Annotated in this window: 25 protein-coding genes; 14 read left to right on the forward strand and 11 right to left on the reverse strand. The window is 48.3% G+C overall.

Annotation, left to right across the window (positions count from 1 at the left end):
- Positions 1–82 precede the first annotated feature (82 nt).
- The 8 genes from D515_RS10015 (at position 83) to D515_RS10050 (ending at position 6280) form a co-directional block, all read left to right on the forward strand.
- Positions 83–853: a DUF3450 domain-containing protein gene (locus D515_RS10015; RefSeq protein WP_002538194.1), complete on the forward strand. Its 771-nt coding sequence runs from the start codon at positions 83–85 to the stop codon at positions 851–853.
- Positions 850–2184: a MotA/TolQ/ExbB proton channel family protein gene (locus tag D515_RS10020; RefSeq protein ID WP_002538195.1), complete on the forward strand. Its 1335-nt coding sequence runs from the start codon at positions 850–852 to the stop codon at positions 2182–2184. The genes D515_RS10015 and D515_RS10020 overlap by 4 nt, the downstream gene beginning before the upstream one ends.
- Positions 2181–2732, forward strand: coding sequence for a MotA/TolQ/ExbB proton channel family protein (locus D515_RS10025; protein WP_002538196.1), 552 nt, complete (start codon positions 2181–2183; stop codon positions 2730–2732). Before D515_RS10020 ends, D515_RS10025 begins: the two co-directional genes overlap by 4 nt.
- Positions 2729–3133: an ExbD/TolR family protein gene (locus D515_RS10030; RefSeq protein ID WP_002538197.1), complete on the forward strand. Its 405-nt coding sequence runs from the start codon at positions 2729–2731 to the stop codon at positions 3131–3133. Before D515_RS10025 ends, D515_RS10030 begins: the two co-directional genes overlap by 4 nt.
- Positions 3133–3792, forward strand: coding sequence for an energy transducer TonB (locus tag D515_RS10035; protein ID WP_002538198.1), 660 nt, complete (start codon positions 3133–3135; stop codon positions 3790–3792). Before D515_RS10030 ends, D515_RS10035 begins: the two co-directional genes overlap by 1 nt.
- Complete coding sequence (locus tag D515_RS10040) at positions 3789–4973, forward strand: tetratricopeptide repeat protein (RefSeq protein ID WP_002538200.1); 1185 nt, start codon at positions 3789–3791, stop codon at positions 4971–4973. The genes D515_RS10035 and D515_RS10040 overlap by 4 nt, the downstream gene beginning before the upstream one ends.
- A 216-nt stretch (positions 4974–5189) precedes the next feature.
- Positions 5190–5738, forward strand: coding sequence for a hypothetical protein (locus D515_RS10045; RefSeq protein WP_002538201.1), 549 nt, complete (start codon positions 5190–5192; stop codon positions 5736–5738).
- A gap of 143 nt (positions 5739–5881) precedes the next feature.
- Positions 5882–6280, forward strand: a complete 399-nt coding sequence (locus D515_RS10050; protein WP_002538202.1) for a GFA family protein — start codon at positions 5882–5884, stop codon at positions 6278–6280.
- A 52-nt stretch (positions 6281–6332) separates the two neighbouring features.
- Here the strand turns inward: D515_RS10050 and D515_RS10055 are convergent, their stop codons facing one another.
- From D515_RS10055 to D515_RS10075, 5 genes are all read right to left on the reverse strand, one after another.
- A complete protein-coding gene (locus D515_RS10055) occupies positions 6333–6572 on the reverse strand; it encodes a hypothetical protein (protein WP_002538204.1) in 240 nt (79 codons plus the stop codon).
- Positions 6573–6778: 206 nt separating this feature from the next.
- Positions 6779–7576: an AAC(3) family N-acetyltransferase gene (locus D515_RS10060; RefSeq protein WP_002538205.1), complete on the reverse strand. Its 798-nt coding sequence runs from the start codon at positions 7574–7576 to the stop codon at positions 6779–6781.
- Positions 7573–9360, reverse strand: coding sequence for a beta-N-acetylhexosaminidase (locus tag D515_RS10065; protein ID WP_002538206.1), 1788 nt, complete (start codon positions 9358–9360; stop codon positions 7573–7575). Before D515_RS10065 ends, D515_RS10060 begins: the two co-directional genes overlap by 4 nt.
- A gap of 21 nt (positions 9361–9381) precedes the next feature.
- Positions 9382–10461, reverse strand: a complete 1080-nt coding sequence (locus D515_RS10070) for an ROK family transcriptional regulator (RefSeq protein WP_002538207.1) — start codon at positions 10459–10461, stop codon at positions 9382–9384.
- A gap of 498 nt (positions 10462–10959) precedes the next feature.
- Complete coding sequence (locus D515_RS10075; protein ID WP_002538211.1) at positions 10960–11709, reverse strand: calcium-binding protein; 750 nt, start codon at positions 11707–11709, stop codon at positions 10960–10962.
- Between the two features lie 276 nt (positions 11710–11985).
- On the opposite strand from D515_RS10075, the gene D515_RS10080 reads away from it, so the two are divergent.
- The 5 genes from D515_RS10080 to D515_RS10095 all read left to right on the forward strand — a co-directional run bounded on the left by D515_RS10080 (position 11986) and on the right by D515_RS10095 (position 16185).
- Positions 11986–13155 (forward strand): MFS transporter, encoded by a 1170-nt coding sequence (locus D515_RS10080; RefSeq protein WP_002538212.1) that lies wholly within the window; start codon positions 11986–11988, stop codon positions 13153–13155.
- 96 nt (positions 13156–13251) lie between these two features.
- Positions 13252–13401 (forward strand): hypothetical protein, encoded by a 150-nt coding sequence (locus D515_RS26010; RefSeq protein ID WP_002538214.1) that lies wholly within the window; start codon positions 13252–13254, stop codon positions 13399–13401.
- A 177-nt stretch (positions 13402–13578) separates the two neighbouring features.
- Positions 13579–14250 carry a glutaredoxin 2 gene (gene grxB, locus D515_RS10085; protein ID WP_002538215.1) on the forward strand — a complete coding sequence of 224 codons (672 nt, stop codon included), beginning with the start codon at positions 13579–13581 and terminating at the stop codon, positions 14248–14250.
- 234 nt (positions 14251–14484) lie between these two features.
- Positions 14485–15486 carry a cytochrome-c peroxidase gene (locus D515_RS10090; RefSeq protein WP_002538217.1) on the forward strand — a complete coding sequence of 334 codons (1002 nt, stop codon included), beginning with the start codon at positions 14485–14487 and terminating at the stop codon, positions 15484–15486.
- Positions 15487–15498: 12 nt separating this feature from the next.
- The gene (locus tag D515_RS10095) at positions 15499–16185 is read left to right on the forward strand and encodes an MOSC domain-containing protein (protein ID WP_002538218.1); all 687 of its coding nucleotides are present in this window, start codon (positions 15499–15501) and stop codon (positions 16183–16185) included.
- Between the two features lie 50 nt (positions 16186–16235).
- On the opposite strand, the gene D515_RS10100 is transcribed toward D515_RS10095, so the two are convergent.
- Together D515_RS10100 and D515_RS10105 are read right to left on the reverse strand one after the other, a co-directional pair.
- Positions 16236–16589, reverse strand: coding sequence for a DUF2750 domain-containing protein (locus D515_RS10100; protein ID WP_002538220.1), 354 nt, complete (start codon positions 16587–16589; stop codon positions 16236–16238).
- 72 nt (positions 16590–16661) lie between these two features.
- Complete coding sequence (locus D515_RS10105; RefSeq protein WP_002538221.1) at positions 16662–18005, reverse strand: aminotransferase-like domain-containing protein; 1344 nt, start codon at positions 18003–18005, stop codon at positions 16662–16664.
- Between the two features lie 186 nt (positions 18006–18191).
- On the opposite strand from D515_RS10105, the gene D515_RS10110 reads away from it, so the two are divergent.
- Positions 18192–19064 (forward strand): NAD(P)-dependent oxidoreductase, encoded by an 873-nt coding sequence (locus D515_RS10110; protein WP_002538222.1) that lies wholly within the window; start codon positions 18192–18194, stop codon positions 19062–19064.
- Positions 19065–19286: 222 nt separating this feature from the next.
- Here D515_RS10110 and D515_RS10115 read toward each other — a convergent pair whose 3' ends face one another.
- The 4 genes from D515_RS10115 to ectA form a co-directional block, all read right to left on the reverse strand.
- Positions 19287–20705 carry an aspartate kinase gene (locus D515_RS10115; RefSeq protein ID WP_002538223.1) on the reverse strand — a complete coding sequence of 473 codons (1419 nt, stop codon included), beginning with the start codon at positions 20703–20705 and terminating at the stop codon, positions 19287–19289.
- A gap of 69 nt (positions 20706–20774) precedes the next feature.
- Positions 20775–21161: an ectoine synthase gene (locus D515_RS10120; RefSeq protein ID WP_002538224.1), complete on the reverse strand. Its 387-nt coding sequence runs from the start codon at positions 21159–21161 to the stop codon at positions 20775–20777.
- Positions 21162–21175: 14 nt separating this feature from the next.
- Positions 21176–22441, reverse strand: a complete 1266-nt coding sequence (gene ectB, locus D515_RS10125; RefSeq protein ID WP_002538225.1) for a diaminobutyrate--2-oxoglutarate transaminase — start codon at positions 22439–22441, stop codon at positions 21176–21178.
- A 32-nt stretch (positions 22442–22473) separates the two neighbouring features.
- Positions 22474–23010 (reverse strand): diaminobutyrate acetyltransferase, encoded by a 537-nt coding sequence (ectA, locus tag D515_RS10130; RefSeq protein ID WP_002538226.1) that lies wholly within the window; start codon positions 23008–23010, stop codon positions 22474–22476.
- Positions 23011–23529 lie beyond the last annotated feature (519 nt).

Here is a 23529-nt window from a genome sequence, read left to right on the forward strand (position 1 = left end):
GGATTAAAATCCGTTTGGCAATTAACCCTGAAATATGTGTGCTGTTTTACACTATGCTTTACGCCCAGAGAGACACAACTTCATGAATGCTGTAAAGCGCTTCGGCGCTGCGACCTTGTTAAGCCTGCCCTTACTTGCCCAAGCAACGGACATTGATAAAGCGGCTGCTATTGAAACCCAAACGGTGAAAGCGGCAGCGGCCTCGCAACAACGTATTGATGTCAGCGACGAGCAAGCCCAGTCAACCAAAGCGGAAATTGAAAAGCTGAAGCGTGAAATTGAGAATCTCACGCTTTACCGCAATCATCTTAAATCCTTGGTTGAAAATCAGGAACAGGAACAGGCAAGCCTTAACCAGCAGTTGGAAGAGATCGCTCAGACACGTCAGGGTATTGTCCCTCTGATGTATCGCATGATTGATGATCTCGATGTCTGGGTCAGTCAGGATCTTCCTATTAAATCAGCACAGCGCCAAAACCGCGTGGATGGTCTGAAAACCCTGATGACACGCGCCGATGTGGCAGATGCGGAAAAATTCCGTCGCATTCTCGAAGCCTACCAAATCGAACTGGATTACGGCGCTAAGCTTGGCATCTATCAGGAAACGCTGCCTCTGGATGGTGTCGAAAGAGATGTCGACATTTTGCACCTTGGGCGCCTGTCTCTCGTGGCGAGAAGCCTCAATGGTGATGCTTTTTGGTTCTATGAACAGTCGACCACCAAATGGCTACCTGTTGATAAGCGAGCTTACGAAGCCATTCAACAAGCGTTTGATGTCGCCAATAAAAAGCAGCCTCCTACACTGATGGCCTTGCCGTTGTCTATTTCTATGGTGAAGGGGGCAGCGCAATGAAAACATTCTCTGTATTAGTGCTGAGCGCCTTACTTCTGAGTTCGCCTTCTTCGGCGAATCTGGTGAGTGACACTAAAACCGCTCAAGCTGAATCAAAACAGCACAATGTTGTCCGTGAAGCAGGATTCAACGCGGCCGAGCAAGCACTGAAAACCAAACTTGCAGAGCTGCAAGCCCAGCAAACTGCATTGGAAACAGAAGCGGAACAACTGAGCAAAACGTTCAGTACCAATGAAGAAACGCTGGCAGCGTTGGAAGAAACACTGCGATTGGAAACCGGCAGCTTAGGCGAAGTGTTTGGCGTGGTACGTCAAGCGGGCCGTGAAGTGAATGCTGAGCGGTATAACGCCCCGGCAACCATGAATCAACCTGACATGGACAAGGCGTTGGATGCTATCTCCGATGCGAAATCTTTACCTTCTTTACCAACGTTAACGGCTTTCTGGAAAGGCATGCTGCAAGAGCTTAAAAACAGTGGTGAGATTGGGTCTGAATCCGTCAGTGTACGTGACAGTAACGGTGTGGTGACGCCTCAGGACGTGTTGCGCCTCGGTAATGTTGGCCTTGTTAACAATGATGGTTATCTGGAGTGGGACAGCACCCGCCAGCAAGCTAATGAGCTTCCAGTTGTAGATGGGGGGCTGAACAGCGCGTCGGTTTCTTCATTGCCAAGTGGAGAACTTGCACTGGTGGATCCCACCCGTGGCACTGTGATCAAACAGTTAGCAAACACACCGTCATTGGCAGACCGATTTGATCAAGGTGGTGTCGTTGGGAAAATCATCGCAGCGCTGTTGGCGGTAGGACTCATCATCGCACTGGTGCGTGGCTTCAGCATGTTCCGTGCGCGTATTGCTATTGCCAAACAAATCAGAACGCCAATGCAGCCTGGAAACAACCCGCTAGGCCGTATTCTTAATGTGTACCGAAACGAGCCAGATCGCTCACTCGACACGCTGGAGCTTCGCCTGATGGAAGCCATCATGGATGAACAGCAACATTTCGAGAAAGGCTTATCGATGCTGAAACTGCTGGCAGCACTGGCGCCAATGCTGGGGCTTCTTGGCACAGTGACAGGGATGATTGAAACCTTCCAGGTGATCACTCAGTACGGTAACGGCGACCCAACAATTATGGCGGGCGGCATCTCGATGGCATTGGTGACAACGGTATTGGGTTTGGTCGCGGCTATCCCGCTTCTGCTTGCCCACAACATTCTAAGCACTCAGGCAGATACGCTGCGTGGCACGCTGGAAAAAGTGGGTGTTAGCCTTGTAGCGGAGCAATCTGAAACCTCGAATAACGTTCGACCAATAGTGAAGCTGGCATGACAGAAGTAACGTTTCTGGAGCTGCCGAGCGTTCAAGATTGGTGGCTCTCTCTGAATGATTTTATGACGCAAGGCGGCCCGGTTTTGTGGGGCTTAGCCTTGGTGGCGGCTCTGAGCTGGTTGCTGGTCTTTGAGCGCCTTTTGTTTCTGATTGCGGCGTATCCTGGTTTGAAGAAACAAACCATTGCTAAGTGGCAATCAAGGGAAGACAAAACTTCCTGGGTTTCGCGTTCTATGCGTGAAAGCTGGTTGTTTGAAGCTCATACCCAGCTTTATCGTAATCTTAATTTCCTGAAAGCGCTGGTGGCAATTTGCCCCATGCTTGGCTTGCTGGGCACAGTGACAGGGATGATATCCGTGTTTGACCTAATGGCGCTGGAAGGGACAGGAGAGCCCCGTTCAATGGCGGCGGGGATTTCACTGGCGACCTTGCCCACCATGGCAGGTATGGTCATCGCATTGGCAGGGTTGTTTGCCCATGCCCGTTTACAGAAAACCTGTGAACGCCGTGAAGCATCATTGGCGCAGGCTTTGAGGGGGCAGGCATGAGATTCCAACGTCATCAAAAGCAGCGTGAAGATGCACAAATCGATCTGACGTCGATGTTAGATATTGTCTTCATTATGCTGATCTTCTTTATCGTCACCAGCACCTTTGTTCGTGAGTCTGGTGTGGATGTGAATCGCCCCACAGCAAGCAACGCCACTGCACAAAAGAGTGTGGGCATCTATGTGGCGGTAACAGCGAATAATGATATCTACATTGATAAAACGCGGGTTGATGAAGAACGTGTGGAAGCCACACTGACACGGTTGGTCAGTGAGCAACCTGAAGCATCACTGGTGATTCAGGCGGACGAGCACGCTTACAGCGGTACGGTTGTGAAAGTGATTGATGCAGCGAAAGGTGCAGGCATCGTGAAGATTGCGTTGGCAGCGGAGAAACCCTAATGCTGCGAATGCTATTAGCAATGCCGATGGGGTTGCTGAGCGCGTTTGGTCTTTTCGCGCTCATGGCTACCATGGTTGCTGCACCTTCTGGTTCCTCAAAAGACGAAGATTTGCCATTTGCTTTCGACGTTTTTATGACTGAACCGGAAAGTGAGATAGAACGCCGTGACCGTGTTGCACCGCCTAAGCCAGACGTTCCACCTCCACCGCCAAGTATGCAAATGAGCGCGCCTACAGCGGCAGCGACCACCCCTTCCATTCAAGCTGTGATGCCGGATATTGCGATGGATATTCAGGTCGATGGTATGAACATCAACATGCCTGCGATAAAAGCTGCGCCTGCACCAGCCGTGGGCGAATTAACGCCGTCATTTGGACAGGGTAATCAGGCCGCGATGCCACTGGTGCGTGTTCAACCTAGCTATCCTGCCAAAGCCTTGCGCCGCGGTATTGAAGGTTATGTGGTGGTGAGTTTTACGATTGATGAAGAAGGCCGTCCCACCGGCTTGAAAATCATCGAGGCGTCTCCAAAACGCATCTTTGACCGAGAAGCGCTGCAGGCACTGAAAAAATGGAAATACTCGCCGTTGTTGGTTGAAGGAAAACCTGTTCCTCAGCCGGGTCAGACAGTAAAACTGGAGTTTGCACTCACAAAATGAAGCGTTTCATCCAACAATTAGTGAGTCGTCGCTCAGTGCTTATTTGGCTAGTGGGCGCATTGTTCTTACCTTCTTCCAATGCGGCTGAGCTATCCGCTGTGACGGCGAGGCAATTGCAAAAGGCGCTTGAATTCCAAGCGGAAGAACAGTGGCAACAAGCCGCGGAGGCATTGGAAAGTGCACCCAAACCCACCGATTATGACAGCGCCTTTGTGAATCGTATGCTCGGGGTGGTTTATTGGCAAAGAGGCGAGACACTCAAAGCTATCAATGCTCTCTATGCGGCGGTGAACAGCCATGTGCTGGAAGCAGAAGCGCAGCAGGATTCTGAACGTATGTTGGCAGATTTGCTAATGACTCAATCGCGTTATCAGGATGCACTCAAGCTTTACTATCCGCTGTCAGAAACACCAGAACTGTCCCGCAAAGACCATGGCGAGATATGGCTGCGTATCGCTCAGGCCCATTATCAGGATGAGCAGTACAGTAAAGCGCTTAAAGGTATCAATACCCATTTGAAGCTAGCATCTGATAAGCCCTCTTCTTTATCGTTGAAATTAGGTTCGCAACTGAAGCTTAAACACTGGAAAGGTTCGACCCGTACGCTTAAGCAATTGATCGCGATTGAACCTGGCAAGAAAACCTGGTGGATACAGTTGGTAGGCAGTTACCAACGCTTGAGTGACAAAAAGCAGATGCTCAATACCCTGGTGCTGGCAACGCGCGAAGGTATAAAGCTGTTCGATTCTGAAAAGATGATGATGGCGCAGCTATACCAGCAACAGGGCGTGCCGGAGAAAGCTGCCGCAGTCATGGCGGAAGTGAATCAAGGTGGTGAGGATACAACGCGCCTTGTGATGGAAGCATCTTATTGGCAGCAAGCCAAAGAGTGGGATAAGGCGATTGGTGCTTGGGAACGTGCCGCCGCCGATGCCCCCAAGTATTACTGGGTTGCTGCGCAGTTATCGCTTCAACATGGCCACTATCGAAAGGCATTATCGCTACTTGATAAAGTCGACAATCCCGAAAAAGCCTCAGACGTAGAGCTTGCCCGCGCGCTGGCCTACGACAAGCTTGATGAGCTCGATAAAGCACTCCTCCATGCGAAAAGAGCCGATGCGCTTAAACCATCATCGCAAAGCCATTCGTGGATTCAGTACCTTAGCCAGAAAACGAAATAGGCTTGATTTAACTGGGCATCAAGCCTTCCCACCACCACACTACAAATTCCAAAATACTCGTTGATTAGTACATCAATATCACTTTATTATCAGGCTTCGGCCTGATAACACTCTGTAAATGTGTTAATGATTGGTTAAAGATTCGGCATGATTATCTGTCGGTTATGGAAAACACACCCCAGAGCAAACCGCTCGCCTGTAAGAGAAGTACCCTGAATGACGTTAGACCTGATCACAGAAATCCTAGGATGGACCTCTGTCGCTTTTTATATTGGTATCACGATTTTCAACAGCATGAAATTCACCCGCTTTGCCGCGTTCGGCTCGGCGGCAAATGACACGCTGTGGGCATTTCTTATGGGTTGGTGGCCGAAAGTTATTCTGAACCTTTCGGTGGCTTCACTGAACACTTACCGCTATGCGAAAGATTTCACCAATGCCTCTAAGACAGTGATATTGGCGTTAGGTGGCGTGATGGCAGCGGGTATCCTTTATATTGCTTATGTGGCGGTTACCGCTTTTATTGCCGATCCAACATTGCCAGTGGCACTGCAGTTCGCTGACCTAGGTATCATTTTGTTGGCACTCTACATGACTACGCTAACCAACTATCGCAAGTTGATGCTGCTATCTGGCTTTATTGGTATGGCGGCTTACTATGGCAACCCGCAGATGATGATCATCAAGGCGCTGGTTATCGGCATCATGAGTTACAAGCTGATGTTTGATAAATCGCAGAAGCTGGAAACGGCCGAAGCGGCATAAACTGATAGAAGTGTAAAAAAGGCATCTCATAGAGATGCCTTTTTTTATGCTGTTGATTTATCGATAAAACGATGAGATTGTTGCCTGAATTATAAAAAGATTACCGGAGCAGTAGAAAGGTAATGACTCAATAAGGAGAAGCGATGAAAGGAAGCTGTCTTTGTGGTGCTGTTCAATATGAAGTTAAAAAGTTAAGTTCACCCATTACGCACTGTTCGTGCAGTGCCTGCCGAAAATCTAACGGGGCTGCGTTTAACACCGCGGCGGCGGTTCTTCCAGAAGATTTTCAATGGTTGAAAGGTGAAGAGAAAGTCTCTCAGTTTGAATCCTCACCGGGCACAAAACGCCACTTTTGTTCGGTGTGCGGCAGTCCACTGGTGAAAATGAAAAAGGGCGGTGCCTTTCACGCGCTGCGGGTTGCATCGCTGGATGAAGATCCTGGGCAGATCCCAGAGCTTCGCATATGGAAGTCAGATGAAGTCAGTTGGCTGAGTTATGAACACGACATGCCACAATATGATGAGTGGCAGCCTGGCCGATAACAAAAAAGCACCGAAAGGTGCTTTTTTAGCTTCATGTTGTTTGGGTTTAGGCTTATCGGACAAAGCCATCATCGATACAAATTCTCACGCAGCGCTCTGCAGCCTTGGTCGCATCTTCCTGACTCTTGAATATTGATAGTGATTTATCAGAGTTCATGAGCTCATAGGCTTTTGATTCGGCTTCACCTTGTCCTGAAGGTGAAGTGAAAGAAAATGAGGCAGCGAACCCTCCCAGATCTTCCCTTTCGTTAACCTTCACTATGTAACTGATATTATTGTGCGTTCCTTTCATGCTCTTTGTCCTTTTATTGTTACATGTGTTTAACAAAGTAGACATAAAAGCTGAGGTCGTCAAAGTTCTTTCAGTATAAGTGCTGGTATGTGTATTCACTTGAACACATTGCATAAAAAAAGCCTAAAAGGTGACGGCGTCACACACTTCAGGCTAAGGGCAGAAATAAGGAGGGAGGTTCAGGTTCTGATTCCCGGGGGCTAGTTTTAAATTTTAACTCCACCAAGTGCCATATCTTCACATCGCGGACAATCATCAGAACAACGTGTTATGGATGGACTCGTGCGAAATGCCTGAGTACATACGTCGAGTAACGCTTCGAGTGGATATGCTGTCCAAGTGCTTTCCCCTACCAGTTTTTCAGACTGGATTGTTGATAGGTAAGGCTGAAGATGGGTAAACCCTTCAGAACATGACCCTACGCATGTCTCAACGACGCCCCGATGGGTTGTTTGCGCCCAGCGACGGAACAGCGCTTTTCCAGCCAATTGCTCTGCATAATGAATAGGTGTAATGCTGTTTGGGGTGACTCCTATTGAAAGCACAACGGCATTTCTGGCTTGAGGAGATTGGTAAACACCGTAGACATTGAAATCGTCTTGGGGTGCGAGCACTGCTTGAGCGAGCGGACCCACTGCCGCATAGCTATTCATCGGATGCTCAGTTCTGAAGCGTTTGGGGTGGTTAAGTACCGCTTTGGCAAAAGCGCCCATTGAAGGCTCAATGTCATTAGCATCGGCGTCGTAAGGAGAGGGGTCTGTTTCAAGTTCTCCACGATAACCATTTTGCGAGTATTCGACACCATCGGGCGACAGACACATAGGAAAATAGGTAAATGTCGGCGCGACCACGGTGCAACCGGCAGAGAGAAAAGTCTCCAGCAGCCACTCTGCGCCGCCTTCAAATCCGCCAAACGAACGCATTGCGCAATGTGCAAAAACGACTTTGCCTGAAAGATTAAGTGCTTCGATTGCCGTCTTTATGTCATTCACTGTGGTACTCACAGGGAGGTTTCCTTATCAGTTTCTTTGATCGTCAGAAGCGAAGACAAATACTCAAGACGACTGCTACTTTGCATCATGCCTCCGGGTCGGTAATGTTCTTGCCAAAGTTCGCGATAACGCTGAATCAACGGCTGCAAACTCGCCTGCAACATCTGTTTGCGTTCATCACTGAAATTCTGTGTAAGGCGATGCTCTTCCTCTGTATACCCTTTCACAATGAGACATGCCATCTCTAACGCATCAATAGTCCAAAGAAGGTCTTTTCTCAGTTCGTTATCTGGGAGTGGGCCGAGCCGTGCCTTCCAGCTGTTCAGTTCAGCGAGTGAGTGATCAAGATTATGGGTGCTGAGCCCCTTCATCCGCTTAATATGGCGTCCTGATTGCTGGTCAAACAATACGGGACCAAAAAAGGCGCAGTTAGGTGTTTCAATCCCGGTGGTTCGGTAAATATCTTGCAGTGCGGTCAACGCATTCAATTCAATCTCAGACGCGTCAGGGTAATACCAACTGAGTGGGATAATCATATCACTGTCAGTTTGCTGCTCTTCCCCCCATGCCATGGAAGCGCCGAAAGCATAGCCAGGAATCGGCATGGCATGCTGTTGGCCGTGTCCCATGTCACCCCATTCGGTCACCATATAGCCTTCTGCACCATACCGTTTTGCAGATTTAGCGGCGCGACGCATATGTGTCGTGGCGGCGTCCCATCTGCCTGCGACAGAAGCAAAGCAGTCTGTGGAAACCACGACGTGGAATGGGTATCTGAACAGCGCCAACTGCTTGTGTTCTGCGTCGAAGGGGTGGTCTGCTTCGTAACCCCAGTTCAGCAAGGTGAGGTTTTCGGGGAGCTGATCGATAAGATTCGGATAACGGAACAACATGTCACTGAAAATCTGGCATTGCTTGCCTTTTGAGTTTGCGATTTCCAACACCTTGTTAAGGTAGTTGAGGAACACTTTTCCTTTGCCGAAAATCTCGCAGGCGGATTTGCTCGCGCCAATCCCCAAATCCATGGTTTCATCGAAGTTAATGTTCAGGATGTCACTGGAAAAATTGGGCGTGAGCTCTGAGAGTAATCCGTCCACAAATTCTGCGGTTTGTTCGCTGATGGGGTTTAAGCCAAAGGCACCGGCCCTGAAGTCACCGCGTTGATCCAAAAAGCCGCTGGTTTGCTCTGCCAGATGTTGATACTCAGGGTGACACAGCCACTTTTCCATATGCCCGAATGTCGCCTGATTTGCCACCAGCTCGATGCCTTGCTGGTGGCAGTAAGCATCGATTTCCCGGATTTCTTCCTCTGTCATCGGCGAATAGTTGCGCCATACCGTTTCGTGCTTTTGGTAGGCAAAGGTGTGCTCGGTATAGAGTTGGAATTGGTTGAAGCGCAGGGCACTGAAGTAATCAATCAACCTTTTCAGTGTCTCCATGGTTGGAACGCGATCCCGGCTGATGTCCAGCAATACTGAGCGTGTTGGGAAATCGGGCCAATCTTCAATGACCGCGTCTTCTCTGACGACCGCTTGTGTCTCTATCAATTGGTTGACCGTGAGGTGTGCGTAACGAATACCTTCGAGATCGCTGTATTCAATTAAAACACTGTTGTCAGCAAAGCTGATTCTAAAACCTTGTTCCTGTAAAGAAGGGTCGTGTCGGTAAGTGAGCGCTGCATGATGCAATTTTGCGCCAAAACTAACCGGGCAAGTCGTCAAAAAACTTGAAACACAAATACGCTTACTGGCATATCCAGCGAGATAACGTTTTGGTGCAGGAAATATGGTTACCATCAGACGTCCTTGTCATTAACCCTAAATTGAAAGATTACCGTTCTGTTTGAGACTTAGGCTCTCTGCCAGTTTTAGTTCTGGTGTAAGCAACTTTTGCCAGGCCATTGAGGCCGCGCCCATCGCTGCGGCCTGTGGCCCCAGCAACGAAAATTCAATATTGGGTTTCACGATCAGGGAGCCGGTTAATGCGTCGCTGTGTTTGCGAAGGGAAGACGCCAGCTCAGAGCCGAAAGAGAGACCATTGCCGCCAATAACAATGCGGCGAATGCTCATCAAGCTGCAAAGGTTTACAGCGAGGGCAGAGAACTCTTCAATGATCACACTGGGTGTCGGCTCTGCGCCGCGCATTAGCTGCTGGCTATTGAACTGGCCCGCCATGTAGTTCTCACCGTAGAAGAGTTGGCGGTTGAGGATAACGCCAACACCAATGCCAAGACGATGGTAAAGCTCTCGGGCATGGTGAGTAGAAAGCAGCACATAGAGGAAATGATCGTAAGGCAGGCTGCGTTGTTGCATCAGTTCGCCCCAGGCGCCGCAATTGGCATCATTGTCGAGAAAAACAGGGTAGGGGAACAGGCGTTTGAACTGATTGGCGAAGTTAATGTTAGTGCGGGCAGTCAGTGCATGGGAAACCAACAGCTGACTCTTATCGGGGTCGATCACGCCCGGCATGCCAATACCGATGGCGAGAATCCGCGGAAACAGTTTTTGTATGGTATCGACACAGGGAACGAGGACATCCAACAGGGCCTTATCGATAGAAGCCTGAGTGTCGATGGGTAACATGTCGTGATAAACGACTTGGCCTAGCAAGTTGACGACGGAAACTTTCAACGTGTCAGAGTTGACATCCACACCAATGAGCACACCAAAGTCGGGGTTGAAGACGAGGGAAACTTTAGGACGACCGCCTTTGCCCGTCACGACCTGTGGTTGCTCGAGGATCATCCCAATGTCCAACAGATGGTTGACGGTTTTGGTGACTGTGGATTTATCCAACCCCAGCTTTGCCGCGACATCTATACGAGAGACGCCGGGGGATTGCCACAGGGAATTGATGATGCCGGCCGTATTATTGGTGCGGCTCAACTTGCTTGACAAGGCTTTAGTTTCCAAAAACAACTTAACACAAGATCATGTTATTGACAGTGTTGAAAAAAACAACGAATTGCCCAGAAAACCCTGCGGGTTTAACAACATAAGTTCAATAGATTGAAGTGACTCGAATGGGGGCTGAAATAAGTGAGCTGAATATCAAATACCTTCGAGCAGTAACATCTCAGGATGCAACCACTCTTTGTGGGGATTTAACACTTAATTAGCCTTAGAGGAAACGTCATGAAATAGTGACTGAATATTCATGCTACTGAAACATGGGGAACCCACCATACCCGTGCACTCCGATATAAGCAAACAACCTAAATCCTGCTTCATCAGGTTGTTTGGGTATGCACTATTCACTCTCTGGTTTTGTCCCTGTAAAGGGTTTAAACACCAAGGTCACAGACCATGGCCTCAGCCTCTTTGCGCTGAGGTTTTTTTTCGCAGTCACCAAACAAGAAAGCATCGCCTGAGCGATGCTTTTCCGGTTGTTTCTATTCAATACAAAATCGGGTCTATTGGGTCGGGTTGGTTGTTGGCGAAGAGATCGCTCATGGTAACGGTATTGCTATCAACACCGTGCAGCATAATGGTCACTTTGTCCTCAAAGTCGATGACCATATTAGAACCCATTTGTTTGATGATGTAGGAGGTATCCTCATCCGTGCGGTATTCATCGCTGTAATAGTGGAAGTTGAGGCTGTCGACACCGACTTCAAAGTCTTTGATGCGAACCACTGAGTTAGTCGGGTCGATATCTTCATGGGCTTCGAATTCGTAGAACCGGAATATGTCCGCACCTTCTCCACCAATACAAAAGCTGACGCCAGACTGCGCCGCCCCTAAATCGCGGAAGGAGAAAATGTCGTCGCCTGAGCCGCCATCCATGGTGCAGTTTTGTGAACTTTCTGATGACAGCACATCGTTACCTGAGCCACCTGAAAGCACATCACGGTATTCACCACGATCATCGCTGGGGTGGTTTTTACTCAGCAGTTGATCGTCGCCCGAGCCTCCGCGCATGACGTTGCTACCATAGCGAGAATAGATGAAGTCATTACCAGCGCCGCCAACGAGCAGGTCGTCGCCGTAGCTTCCAAAGATATCGTCATCGCCATTGTAAGCAATGACAGTGATATCATCAGTGTCTTGTTCCAAGTTGAAATAATCGCGCTGGATTGACCCGTAAAGGAAATCGACATCAGACTCGCCATAAATCTCAACTGGCTCATTCGAAATCACCGACATGTTCAGCACCTTCCTTGTTGATTTGATAGTGAATTCCTACCACATACAGATTCACACAAATTGTCGGATTTGCATGAACTAATTTCGAGACAGGCGTGTTAGAACTCCTTACACCAAGTGGAGCGCGGGTTTGAGCGGATTCGCAGATTTTCCGGATGACTATATTGTTGGAAGCTATGGTTTTCAGTGTCGATAAAGTCAGGCCAAGAGGTTGCTGTATATCACATGCTGCGGGATACTCGAAACTTCGTCCCGCCTTTTCAGGAATTTCATGGAATGAATAGAAATGTTTGGTTGTTGGCACTTTGTCAGGCGCTGTTAATGAGCGGCAACATTGTGCTGATATCTGTAAACGGATTGATAGGCCAACAACTCTCACCCAGCGACACTTGGGTGACGCTGCCGGTTTCAACCCAGTTTGTCGGCCTGATGATGGCGACGATTCCTGCGTCTCTTATCATGGCGAAAATTGGACGCAAGAATGGCTTCCGACTCGGCAATATCATCGGTATTTTCGGGGCGCTACTTTGTGTCTATGCCCTGCAACAAGGGGCGTTTTGGCTGTTTTGCTTTAGTACCTTGTTACTAGGTATCGGCATTGGTTTTGGCACCTTGTATCGTTTTGCAGCGATAGAAGTGAGCGACCCGGAAAGCCGTGACAAGGCGATTTCTCTGTCCATGGCAGGTGGCGTGTTAGCAGCGATTCTTGGACCTAACCTTGCTATTGCCAGCCAACATTGGCTACCTGGTACCCATTTCAGTGGCGCTTTTATCGGAATCACTGTCCTTTATATTCTCTCTTTACTGGTATTGAATTTTATTGCCTTACCTGCAGCTGTACCGTCACAAGACCAACCTGCCCAAAGCCCAGTAGGTCAAATTCTTAAAGCGCCGGGTTACCTAGTGGCTGTTATCGCTGCCGTTGTCGCTTATGCGGTCATGAATCTGTTGATGACAGTGACACCGATTGCCATGCATAAACACGGTTTCCATTTTGAGCAGGCGGCCTTAGTCATTGAATGGCATGTACTGGGGATGTTTGTACCCTCTTTCTTTACCGGCAGTATTATCGGGAAAATTGGTGCACGCATGACGATACTTCTTGGAAGTCTGTTTTTCGTTGGCTGTATTCTGGTGAACCTTAACGGCGTCTCTGAATGGCATTTCCGTATTGCATTGGTATTGCTGGGCGTCGGGTGGAATTTCATGTTCATCGGCGCGACCAGTCAACTGACCCAAACTTACCTGCCACAAGACAAGCCACGTGCCCAGGCAATCAATGAATTTGCCGTGTTTGGTAGCGTCACACTGACAGCATTGATGGCCGGTAACCTTGAGGTGAACTTAGGTTGGCAGACCCTGAATTTGGTGATGCTTCCTTTTGTTTGTGCAGTTCCTCTTATTTATCTGTTGTTTACCAGAACACCAAAAAAGGTTGAGGCTTAGCCTCTTTCTTTTGCTCTATTTTTCGGGTTCAGAAAACCCGCTTTCAGTGCCTTTCGACTGCTATCTTTAGTGAATCACCGTTGAGGAGTGAGTGATATGGAACTGGAAAATGAGCGTGGAGAAACCATGCATCTTGCCGACGACCTAACGCTTAAAGAAATGGTTGATATGGGGCTTCTGGTGGTGTTGTCAGACGCTAACGATGACGCTGAAAACTGCTGGATTCCCACAGAGCCACTCGAATAACCTGAAAAGCCCCGACAAGGGGCTTTTTTGTGGCGATGAGATTTTGTTCGCGAATTAATCGCGGTGTGATCCTGCTTGAAACATCATCATTTTCCTTTGAGAGAAAACGCTCTACAATCTGCGCGTCATATTTGTGCCACAAGAGTGTAGGCGCACCTGTTTCAAAAAGGATGTCTCATGAAACTGTTTGTGTTTGACCACTGCCCGTTCTGCGTGAAAGCGATGATGGTTGCAGGCTTGAAGAAGATAGACTTGGAAATGGTTTATCTGCAAAACCACGACGTCGACGCCCGTATCGAAAAAGTCGGCGCCAACCTGGTTCCGATCCTTCAAAAAGAAGACGGTAGCTACATGGCAGAGAGTCTGGATATCGCCTCATACCTCGACAATCTCGACGGTAATCCAGCGATTGCTGAGGGCACAATGGGTGAGCGTATTTCAGCTTGGATGAACATTGCTGGCCAGTTCGGCTCACGCCTGATTTATCCACGTTGGACGATGATTGAGTTGCCGGAATTCCAGAGTGAAGAAGCGAAAGCCTGGTTTACTAAAAACAAATCAGCCATGATCAAAATGTCTTTCGATGAGGCGTTTGCTAACAGCGAAGAGTACATTGCTAAGCTGAATGTTGAACTGCTGAAACTTGATTGGTTGGTCCCACCTTCACAGCGCAACAACGTGCTGACCTATGACGACATCAATATATTCCCATTCCTTCGAAACTACACAGTGACGAAAGGTTTGCGCTATCCAGGCAATGTTCGTCAGTACTTGGATGAAGTGTCCAAACTGACGGGTGTTGCGCTGTTCGATAGTGTGGCGGTTGGGGCGCCAATCGCGACAGCTTAACTAGCAAAATTGAGAAAGAAGGGGCGAAATAGCGCCCCTTCTTTTTTGGCCTTTCTTCCGCCTAATCTGCACTTACCGTCGATATTTCCTCGTGTATCAATGAACTAGAACAGTCCAAAATTGATGCGAATCATCTTCATTGATAATTCCGAGGATGGCTATCGGATAAATTAATTGTATTGAGTCGAAACCATGTGCTAAGTGTTTTCTATCCTCAGCGAAAGGAAAAAGCACATGCAAAGAAACAGTTTGGCAAGGTTAAGCAAAGCTGCATTGGCAGTTGGGTGGTTGTTTTCGTTGGATGTCATGGCTTCAGAAGATCTGCGGCAATTGGGCTTAAGTGTGTTTGGTGTCATGCCGATGGCTATGCCCAGCAGTGAGAACGACACGTCAGAACAAGTTGCACTGGGAAAAGCCCTTTACTTTGAAACCACGCTATCTGGCAATGGCAGTCAGTCGTGTAACAGTTGCCATGACCTGGATAAATCCGGCTCGGGTACAGAACCGTTATCGGTGTCTGTGGGGGCATTGGGAAAACAGGGTACCCGCAACAGCCTCACTACATGGAACGCAGGTTTCCAATTCGTACAATTTTGGGATGGCAGAGCGAAAACGTTGCATGAACAGGCCAGAAGCCCAATTCTGAACCCGATTGAAATGGCGCTGTCTACCGAAGAAGAAGCAGTGCGAAGACTGAAAGAGAAAGGCTACCAGTCTAAATTCGACCTTGCTTTTCCTCAGGATGAAAACCCACTGGTGTTCAATAACATCACGCAAGCTTTAGCGGCGTTCCAACGTACATTGGTGACGCAAGACAGATTTGATGAATGGCTGATGGGTGACGACACCGCACTCTCAGCGCAGGAAAAGCGGGGAATGAAGCGGTTTATTACGGTGGGCTGTCATGCATGCCACAATGGCCCTTTGATGGGAGGCCAACTCTTTATGAAAATGGGGTTGGTGAATCCATATCCCAATGAAATCGACAAGGGAAGAGCGTCAGTGACTGGAAACAGCGCAGATAATTTCATCTTCAAAGTTCCCACGATGCGAAATGTCGGTCAGACTTCACCCTACTTTCACGATGGCGCAGTATTTTCGCTGGAACAGGCCGTGCGCGATACGGCGTGGCATCAACTGGGTGTCAAACTCAATGAGCAGGATGTTGACGACATGACAGCATTTCTGCGATCGCTCGACAATAAAAAGAAAATCGAATTCTCGAACCACGAATAACAGGGAAGGACGATGCAAAAAATGTATCCCATCAAGAAGGTCTTTACCGGAAAAGTGAAAAGTCAGTTTGGCATGATGACCGCCATGGGGAAGCAGCCGGTCGAAGGGGAGATATTCCTGTCCGTGCTGGGGCTTCAAGGGGATGAGTGCGCGTCTGACAAACACCATGGTGGTGTTGAAAGGGCATTGCATCAGTATCCTTCTGAGCATTATGACTTTTGGCGCACGAAGTTTGGTGATAAGGCCGACTGGCAGCCTGCAGGGATGGGTGAAAACATCAGCACTGAAGGCATGACAGAAGACGATGTCTGCATTGGTGATAAATATCAGTGGGGTAAAGCCGTAATTCAGGTAAGTCAGCCCCGATCACCTTGTTACAAGCTCAACAAGCGTTGGGATGTAGAGACGTTTTCAGAGGTGATGCAGGAAACAGCCAAATGCGGCTGGTTGTACCGTGTGATCACGCCCGGGTTTGTCAGTGCTGCGGAGCCACTGATTTTGATTGAGCGCGCTGAAAACGCTTTGACCATCAAACAAACCTGCGATTACTACTTTGGTGATCCACTAAACCTGGAAGGCTTGAGATTAATTGCCGCACAGGAAGGGTTGTCCGCTAGCTGGACGCGTACCGTCCACAAACGCATGGAAACGCAGCAAGTAGAAGACTGGACGCCAAGGCTGAAAGGCATTTTCGCCTAAACAAAAAAGCCGCGAACATGGTCGCGGCTTTTTTTTGGAAGTAATGACCTTTACAGGTACATCTTCGCCAGCTCAGAAGGCTCAACTTCTTTGCCTTCCAACTCTGCATTCCAGTTGGTACCAACCAGCACGCCGTCTTCATCCAGCGTGATAAGCCAGTCTTCAACGAACACATCCAGTGGGATTTCAGTGATTTCGAAATCAGCCCACTCATCGACGTTGTGTTGCGCAGCATCTTCTTTTGAAGACCAGAATGGCATCACTTCGCTTTCTTCGAACTCGCTCGAGTCGCAAGCCAGCCAGCCTTCCTCTTCGTTTTTCAGACCCCAAACCACGTTAGTACGCTTGGTTTCTTCAACGAACAACATCAGATTTGCCTGAACGTCTGCAGTTAGTTTGCTCATTTTTCAATTCTCATGGGAAATTTCGCCGTTAGAGTAACACTTTCATTCCAAAGGTGCTTTATTCCTGTGTCGTTAATTCAGGAAATCACTGAATGGCATAGGCTTACTGGCCAATAATTCTGCGAATTGGCCCAGCCCTTCTTCAAACTGATCTCTTGAGCTGATAGCCATCAGCGACAGTCGGACGCAATTAGGGGTGTCACCGACTGAAAAATACCCGCCGTGACTGACAAGAATCGCTCTCTTTTTAGCTTCTTCTACCAATCTGTCTACTCGCCAATGCTCCGGCAACTTCAGCCAGATATGAAAACCCGACGCTGTGTCGTAGAAGTCTTTGAGGATATTTGCTGCCAGAGTTTGGCGATACTCAGCCTCGCGAAGTTGTGCTCGTGCCAGTTCAAAGGCGGAGCCTTGTTCTATCAGGTCTGTCGCAGCGGCGAAATTAATGGGAGAAGCCAGCCAGATGTTCGCGCGGATATGAGCTGCCAGAACAGGCAGCAAGGTATCCGGTGCTTTGATATAACCGCAGCGCATCGCCGGACTGACAGCTTTCGACAAACTGGTGATATAGATGCTTTGCTGCGGCAGCAGGTCAGAAATAGCCGGGATAGGAGCATTATTCAGGAAGGCATAGATGTCATCTTCGACCAGATAAGTTGCAGAGGCTTTGATGACGTCGGCGATTGCCTGACGTCTTGAAACAGACATGGTGATGCCAGTCGGGTTTTGGTGTGAGGGAATGCAGATAACCAGCTTCGGGGAGTGCTGCTTGATCACCTTCCTCAAATGTTTGGGACAGAGGCCATCTTCATCAAGGTTAACACCGACAACTTCTCGGCCAGCGAGATTGGCAATCGCCAGAATGCCGGGGTATGTCAGCGCTTCGACCGCGATGGTGTCCCCAGGCTCTGTCAGGGTTTCAACTAAGAGCGACAATGCGTGCTGCGCACCGTTTGTTAGCAGTACATTCTCGGAGCTTGCAGATTGAAGGCCATGTTTCTGTAACCAGATTGCTCCGGCCGCCCGGTGGGAAGAATGGCCTGAGTCATCAGCATACGCGAGTAACGTCGGTGAAAGGGTTTCAGCTGCCCGGGAGTATGCCTGAGTAAGTGCATTGAGGTTCAAACCCAAACAGGGCTGGAGAATAGAAAAGTTAAAATCTAATTCCTGATGTTGAGGTTGGATAACCTGACTAAGAGCAGACTTGTCCCTAACGAAGGTACCACGCCCAACAAATGATTCAACGCGCCCTAACTCCGCCAGCAGCTTGTAGGCTTTTGAAACAGTGGCTGGCGTGGTGCCAAGTTCATTGGCCAATTCCCTGTGAGGCGGTAGTTTGGCCCCAGCAGCGTAAATACCTTGCTCGATTCGAGAGGTTATCTGATTGGCAATGTCTTTGAATTTGGTTTCACTCAAAAGGTCTTCCCTGTGTCTGCTCGCGGCATGGACTAAATTATGACCAAAGGTACGAATAATTGAAATAACTTAATTATGTCATTATTTAAAATTGACATATGTCAATTGATGCAATTATAGTCGCTCAAGAGATAGTTAAACAACCTCCATTACGGACATCAACGAATACCAAAAGGAGAAGTCATCATGGCTCAGGAAAAAGTCGCATTTATCGGTCTCGGCGTTATGGGCTATCCGATGGCTGGCCATCTCAAAAACGCTGGATTCAATACCACCGTTTACAACCGTACCACTGCAAAAGCTCAAGCCTGGGCAGATGAATACAAAGGTGACTTTGCCGTTACGCCACGTGAGGCGGCACAAGACTGTGATGTGGTATTTGTGTGTGTTGGCAATGATGATGATGTCCGCAGCGTGATTTATGGCGATGATGGCGTACTGGCCAGTATGAAAGCAGGGAGTGTGCTGGTGGATCACACCACTACATCTGCAACATTGGCCGAAGAGCTCGCCGAAGCATGCAAGGAGAAAAGTGTTCACTTTATTGATGCGCCAGTCTCAGGCGGTCAGGCAGGTGCGGAAAATGGCGTGTTAACCGTGATGTGTGGCGGCGACCAGACAGTCTTTGATGCGGTGAAACCTGTGATTGATGCTTACGCCAAGCAAGCCGTTTTGATGGGCAAAAATGGCCAGGGTCAGCGCTGTAAAATGGCCAATCAAATTTGCATCACGGGTATCTTGCAAGGATTAAGTGAAGCGCTAATTCTGGCGCAAGCATCGGGTTTGGATATCGAACAAATGGTCAACGTGCTTAAGCATGGCGCAGCGGGTTCGTGGCAGATGGAAAACCGTGCTGTCACCATGGCGCAGGACAAATTCGATTTTGGATTTGCTATCGACTGGATGCGTAAAGACTTGGGGATATGTTTGGATGAGGCCACTGGCAAGGGTATTGAATTACCACTCACCAAAGAGGTAGATGAAAAATACGCCAGCCTTCAAGCGCAAGGGCTTGGAAGAATGGATACCTCTGTGCTGATTAAAGCCAGCCAGAAATAAGAGCCGAAAATAAAAAAGGCCAGAGCGATTGCTCTGGCCTTTTTAGTTGTTTTGAGTGTTATACCAATCGTCGTAAATATCTGCTCATCCTAGCTTGTTAAAATGCTCGATAACTGCGTTGAAAAATTTGATTGTAGAATAACTACTTATCGAAATTTTTTAGCCTTGTTCTCGAGCATTTTTCCTGCGCTATTTCTGACCATCTACCTACTGTGATTGGTATTAAGCGACTTGCTTGTCTTTCTTCGCTGTTTGCACAAAAAACTCGTCGTGTAGTGCGCGAATAGCACCTTCATACATCTCGTCTTTTACCACGAACTGCACGTTCACGTTGCGCATTGAAGAGTGGACAGCAATCGGTGAAATATCGCTGTTCATCAGTGCCAGCACACCTTTGCTCAAGGTAGTGTTGGTATTGATCTGCGAACCAATCGCGGAAATCAGAGCAACCATGTGGCTCGTGATTGTCGAGTCAGGGAAGAGTTTTTCTGCGCGGTAGAGTAGCTTGTTAAGGTTCTTGGCGACGCCGCTCAGGTAGTAAGTGAGGGAGTTGGCACTCATCTCTTTACCGACCAGATTTACGCTTTCGTCAGCGATCATCTCCATCAGTTCATAGCCAACGTTATCAACGTTACCCACCATTGCCTGATCAAAAATGTGCAGGGCGAAAACCTTGTCGCGACCTGCAATGATCTCGATCTTTTCGGAATCTGGCTGGTAAGCCTGAGAGATCAACGTGCCTTTGTGCTCTGGCTCAAAGGTGTTTTTGATCTGTAGCGGAATTTCTTTTTTACGAAGACCGGAAGCTGCGTTCGGGTGGATGGCTTCCATGCCGAGGTTGGCTAGCTGGTCTGCGACATCAAAATTGCTTTGGCCGATGGGTAATACGTTTTCTGGGCCTGCAATGCGAGGATCTGCGCTGCTGAGGTGATACTCCTTATGGATAATCGCCAGATCTGCAGAGGTTTGGCAGGCAATGCGGCTGAAGGTCATTTCGCTGTAACCGCGATCGTAGGTCTTCATCAGGCCTTCGTCACAGTAGGCGTAGCCAGTCACAATTGGCAGCTCGGTAGTGACATCAATCTCTTTAAACGCTTCAACAATCACTTCATCCAGCGTGCCGGAAAGCGTGTTGTCCCATCCTGAGAGATCCACAAACTTGGCATTTACACCAAGAGTTCTTAGCTTCAGAGCAGTGTTGTAAGCGCTGTGGGCTTCGCCGATTGAAGATAAAAACTCTCGGATTTGTGGCAGGTATTGGCGCAGCGTGAACTGACCATAGCTGCAGGTCGCCAGAATGTTGGAAATACAGTCTTTGGCATCTTTCAGACGCTCAGCAATGAAGTTGTCTGCACGGGTGCGGTTGAGCGGATCTGCAAACAGGTTTTCATTGATCATTTTCAAACGCACTTCGAGCGCATCGATCGCATCTGCCCATTGTTCATCACGCTTAGCAACCAGTTGGTAGATGCCTGGCTCGCCAGAACGCTTGCTTTCAAGTAGGGCATCAGTAATACCGCCATAGGCTGAAACCACAAATACACGGTTATACGGATTCTTGGGGCGAAGGAAAATGTTGTCCAATACGGCATCAAATGCCGACATAGACGTGCCGCCGATTTTCTCAACGGTGTAAGTCATAATTGCAATCCTTGTCTGTCGTAAATAGAAAAAAGGGGGCAAATGGCCCCCAAAAGACGCTAATTTTTATTAATCTACCAGCGGATAAACGCCGTTTTCATCGTGAACTTCTTGTCCAGTAATTGGCGGGTTAAAGACACACGCCATTACCATGTCCGCACCTTCGTAAGCGCGAAGGAAGTGTTCATCGTGTTTGTCCAGAATGTAAAGTGTGCCCGGTTTGATTGGGTAAGTTTCGCCCCCTACCACTTCGATTTCACCTTCACCAGACATGCAGTACACAGACTCCAAGTGGTTTTTGTAGTGAATGTGAGTTTCAGTACCTTTAAAGATGGTCGTGATGTGGAATGAAAACCCCATCTGGTCATCTTTCAGCAGCATACGAACACTTTCCCAGGTTTCTGATGCTACGCGGCGTTCGCTATTTCTACACTCTTCCAGAGTTCTTACGATCATGTTTCTTATTTCCCTTAAGACGCTTTGCGGGTAAGTTCATTAGCAACTTCCTGAGCTGCTTTTTCAAAGATGTGCAGGCCTTGCTCAAGCTCTGACTCACTGATTGTCAGCGGACAGAAGAACTTCACGACTTCATCGTCAGGGCCCGCGGTTTCAATGATCATGCCTTTCTCAAAGCAACGACGTGAAATCGCGCTGGCGATATCACCGCTTTTACACTCAATACCTTGCATCATGCCGCGGCCTTTTGCGCGAACGAACAGAGAAGAAAGTTGCTTCAGCGAACGGTCGATAGTCTTGGAGACCTGTTGGCTGCGCTCAGCAATGTGGCCTTCGAAATCATCATTCTGCCAGTAATGCTCAATCGCTTTTGTTGCCGTAACGAAGGCGTGGTTGTTACCACGGAAAGTACCGTTGTGTTCAGCTGGAAGCCATTTGTCCAACTCAGGCTTAAGCAGCACAAGCGCCATTGGCAGACCGTATCCGCCGATAGACTTAGACAGGGTCACAATGTCTGGGTTGATACCAGAAGGTTCGAAGCTGAAGAAGGTGCCAGTGCGGCCACAACCAGCCTGAATATCATCAACGATCAACAGAATGCCGTGGGCTTTACAGATTTTGCTCAGCTTCTGTAGCCACTCGTTTGAAGCGACATTCAGACCACCTTCACCTTGTAGGGTTTCCAGCAGCACTGCTGCAGGTTTATCAAGACCACTTGAGTTGTCGTTCAGCATGGCTTCGAACAGCGCAAGGCCATCAATGCCAGCATAGTCTTCATAAGGAATGCGGGACGTGCCAAACAACGGAGTGCCGGCACCACCGCGGTGGTGTTGGTTACCGGTAGCTGTCAGTGCGCCCATGGTGCACCCATGGAAACCGTTGGTGAAAGTCACGATGTTGGTTCGGCCCGTCACTTTGCGAGCCAACTTCATCGCTGCTTCTACTGCATTCGTACCGGTAGGGCCGGTGAACTGCACTTTGTAATCAAGATTTCGTGGCGCGAAGATGTGATTACGGAGTGCGGTTAGGAAAGCAGCTTTGGCTTCGGTAAACATATCCAGGCCATGGGTAATGCCGTCGTTGGAAATGTATTCGACCAAGGCTTCTTTCAGAATTGGGTTGTTATGGCCGTAGTTCAGCGAACCTGCGCCGGCCAGAAAATCAATGTAGCGTGCTCCTGAGTCTGTGGTCAGCCAGCACCCTTTTGCCGAGGTAAAGACAACAGGGAAGCTATTGCAATATGACTTAACGTTTGACTCTTGCTTGTTAAAAATTTCCATTTGGAATCCATTTTATATTTTTAAGAATGGTTTTATTTCAGAGGAATGCGGAACAAAAACTCCGTGTCGTGTTTTCCTTTGAAATGCTGTTTTTCGTCCAGAAACACTGTGACTTCACCGTTTTCACCATGTGCGGCGTCGAGCTTGCGGAATAAGCTCCAGGAGCCTTTATTGGATCCAGTGATAGTGGTTTCTACAACATTGACGTCTGAGAGGTGATCGCGCATCAAAAGCTCTTGCAGCATTTGAAAAGCGAGACCTTTGCCGCGTGCTTCTGGAGAAACAGCGACTTGCCAGACAAACAGCTCATTAGGGGCTTCTGGCTTTAAGTATCCAGAAATGAATCCGGCTACAGAACCCTTGTGCTCTGCGAGGATGCAGGTCTTATTGAAGTGGGAAGATTGAAGGAAATTGCAGTACGAGGAGTTTTCATCGAGTGGGGGACAACTGGCGATAAGCTCGTGGATCCTGATGCCATCTTCGATTCGCGGAATGCGAAATACCCAGGCGTCGTTTTCCGTCCTCAAACGCGTCAATGTCGCGCTCTGGTGTATCGTCTCGGTACTCATTGTTTCAGTTATTCCTTTAGAGGTCTAAGCATTTAAGCCCTTTAAATGATACATCTGATGGAATATTTATCAAGTCTGAGTCACAAATAAGCATATTTATGTCTATAAGTCGCTGTTTTATATGTGCTCAATAAAAATGACGCAAAATTGAAACATTTAGATGTGTAATCAATGTGCTTTAAGTTAATCATTCTGTATCGATAAGAGGTGAAAACCGAATACAGCGACAGATCCCGTGTTAACTGTTGTTGTTTCGCTGAGCAAAGATCAACAGGCTCTGGGGTCTGTCGTTTTTTAGTGAGGCATATTAAGTTGATTTGGAGGAAAGAACTGAAAGGTTTACGTAGTAAACTTTCAATCAGATTTTAAGAGAAAGAAAATGAAAGCGTTTTACACTTGTAATATTTTAACAGAAAGAGGAGTAACTGGCTGAATTTTAATGAGATAAACAATGACTTATTTTTGCTAGGTTAATAATAATCTGGCCGTTAGACTCGTCGCCAAAATAATAAAAACAGT

It is taken from the genome of Grimontia indica, assembly GCF_000333895.2.
Lineage (GTDB): Bacteria > Pseudomonadota > Gammaproteobacteria > Enterobacterales > Vibrionaceae > Enterovibrio > Enterovibrio indicus.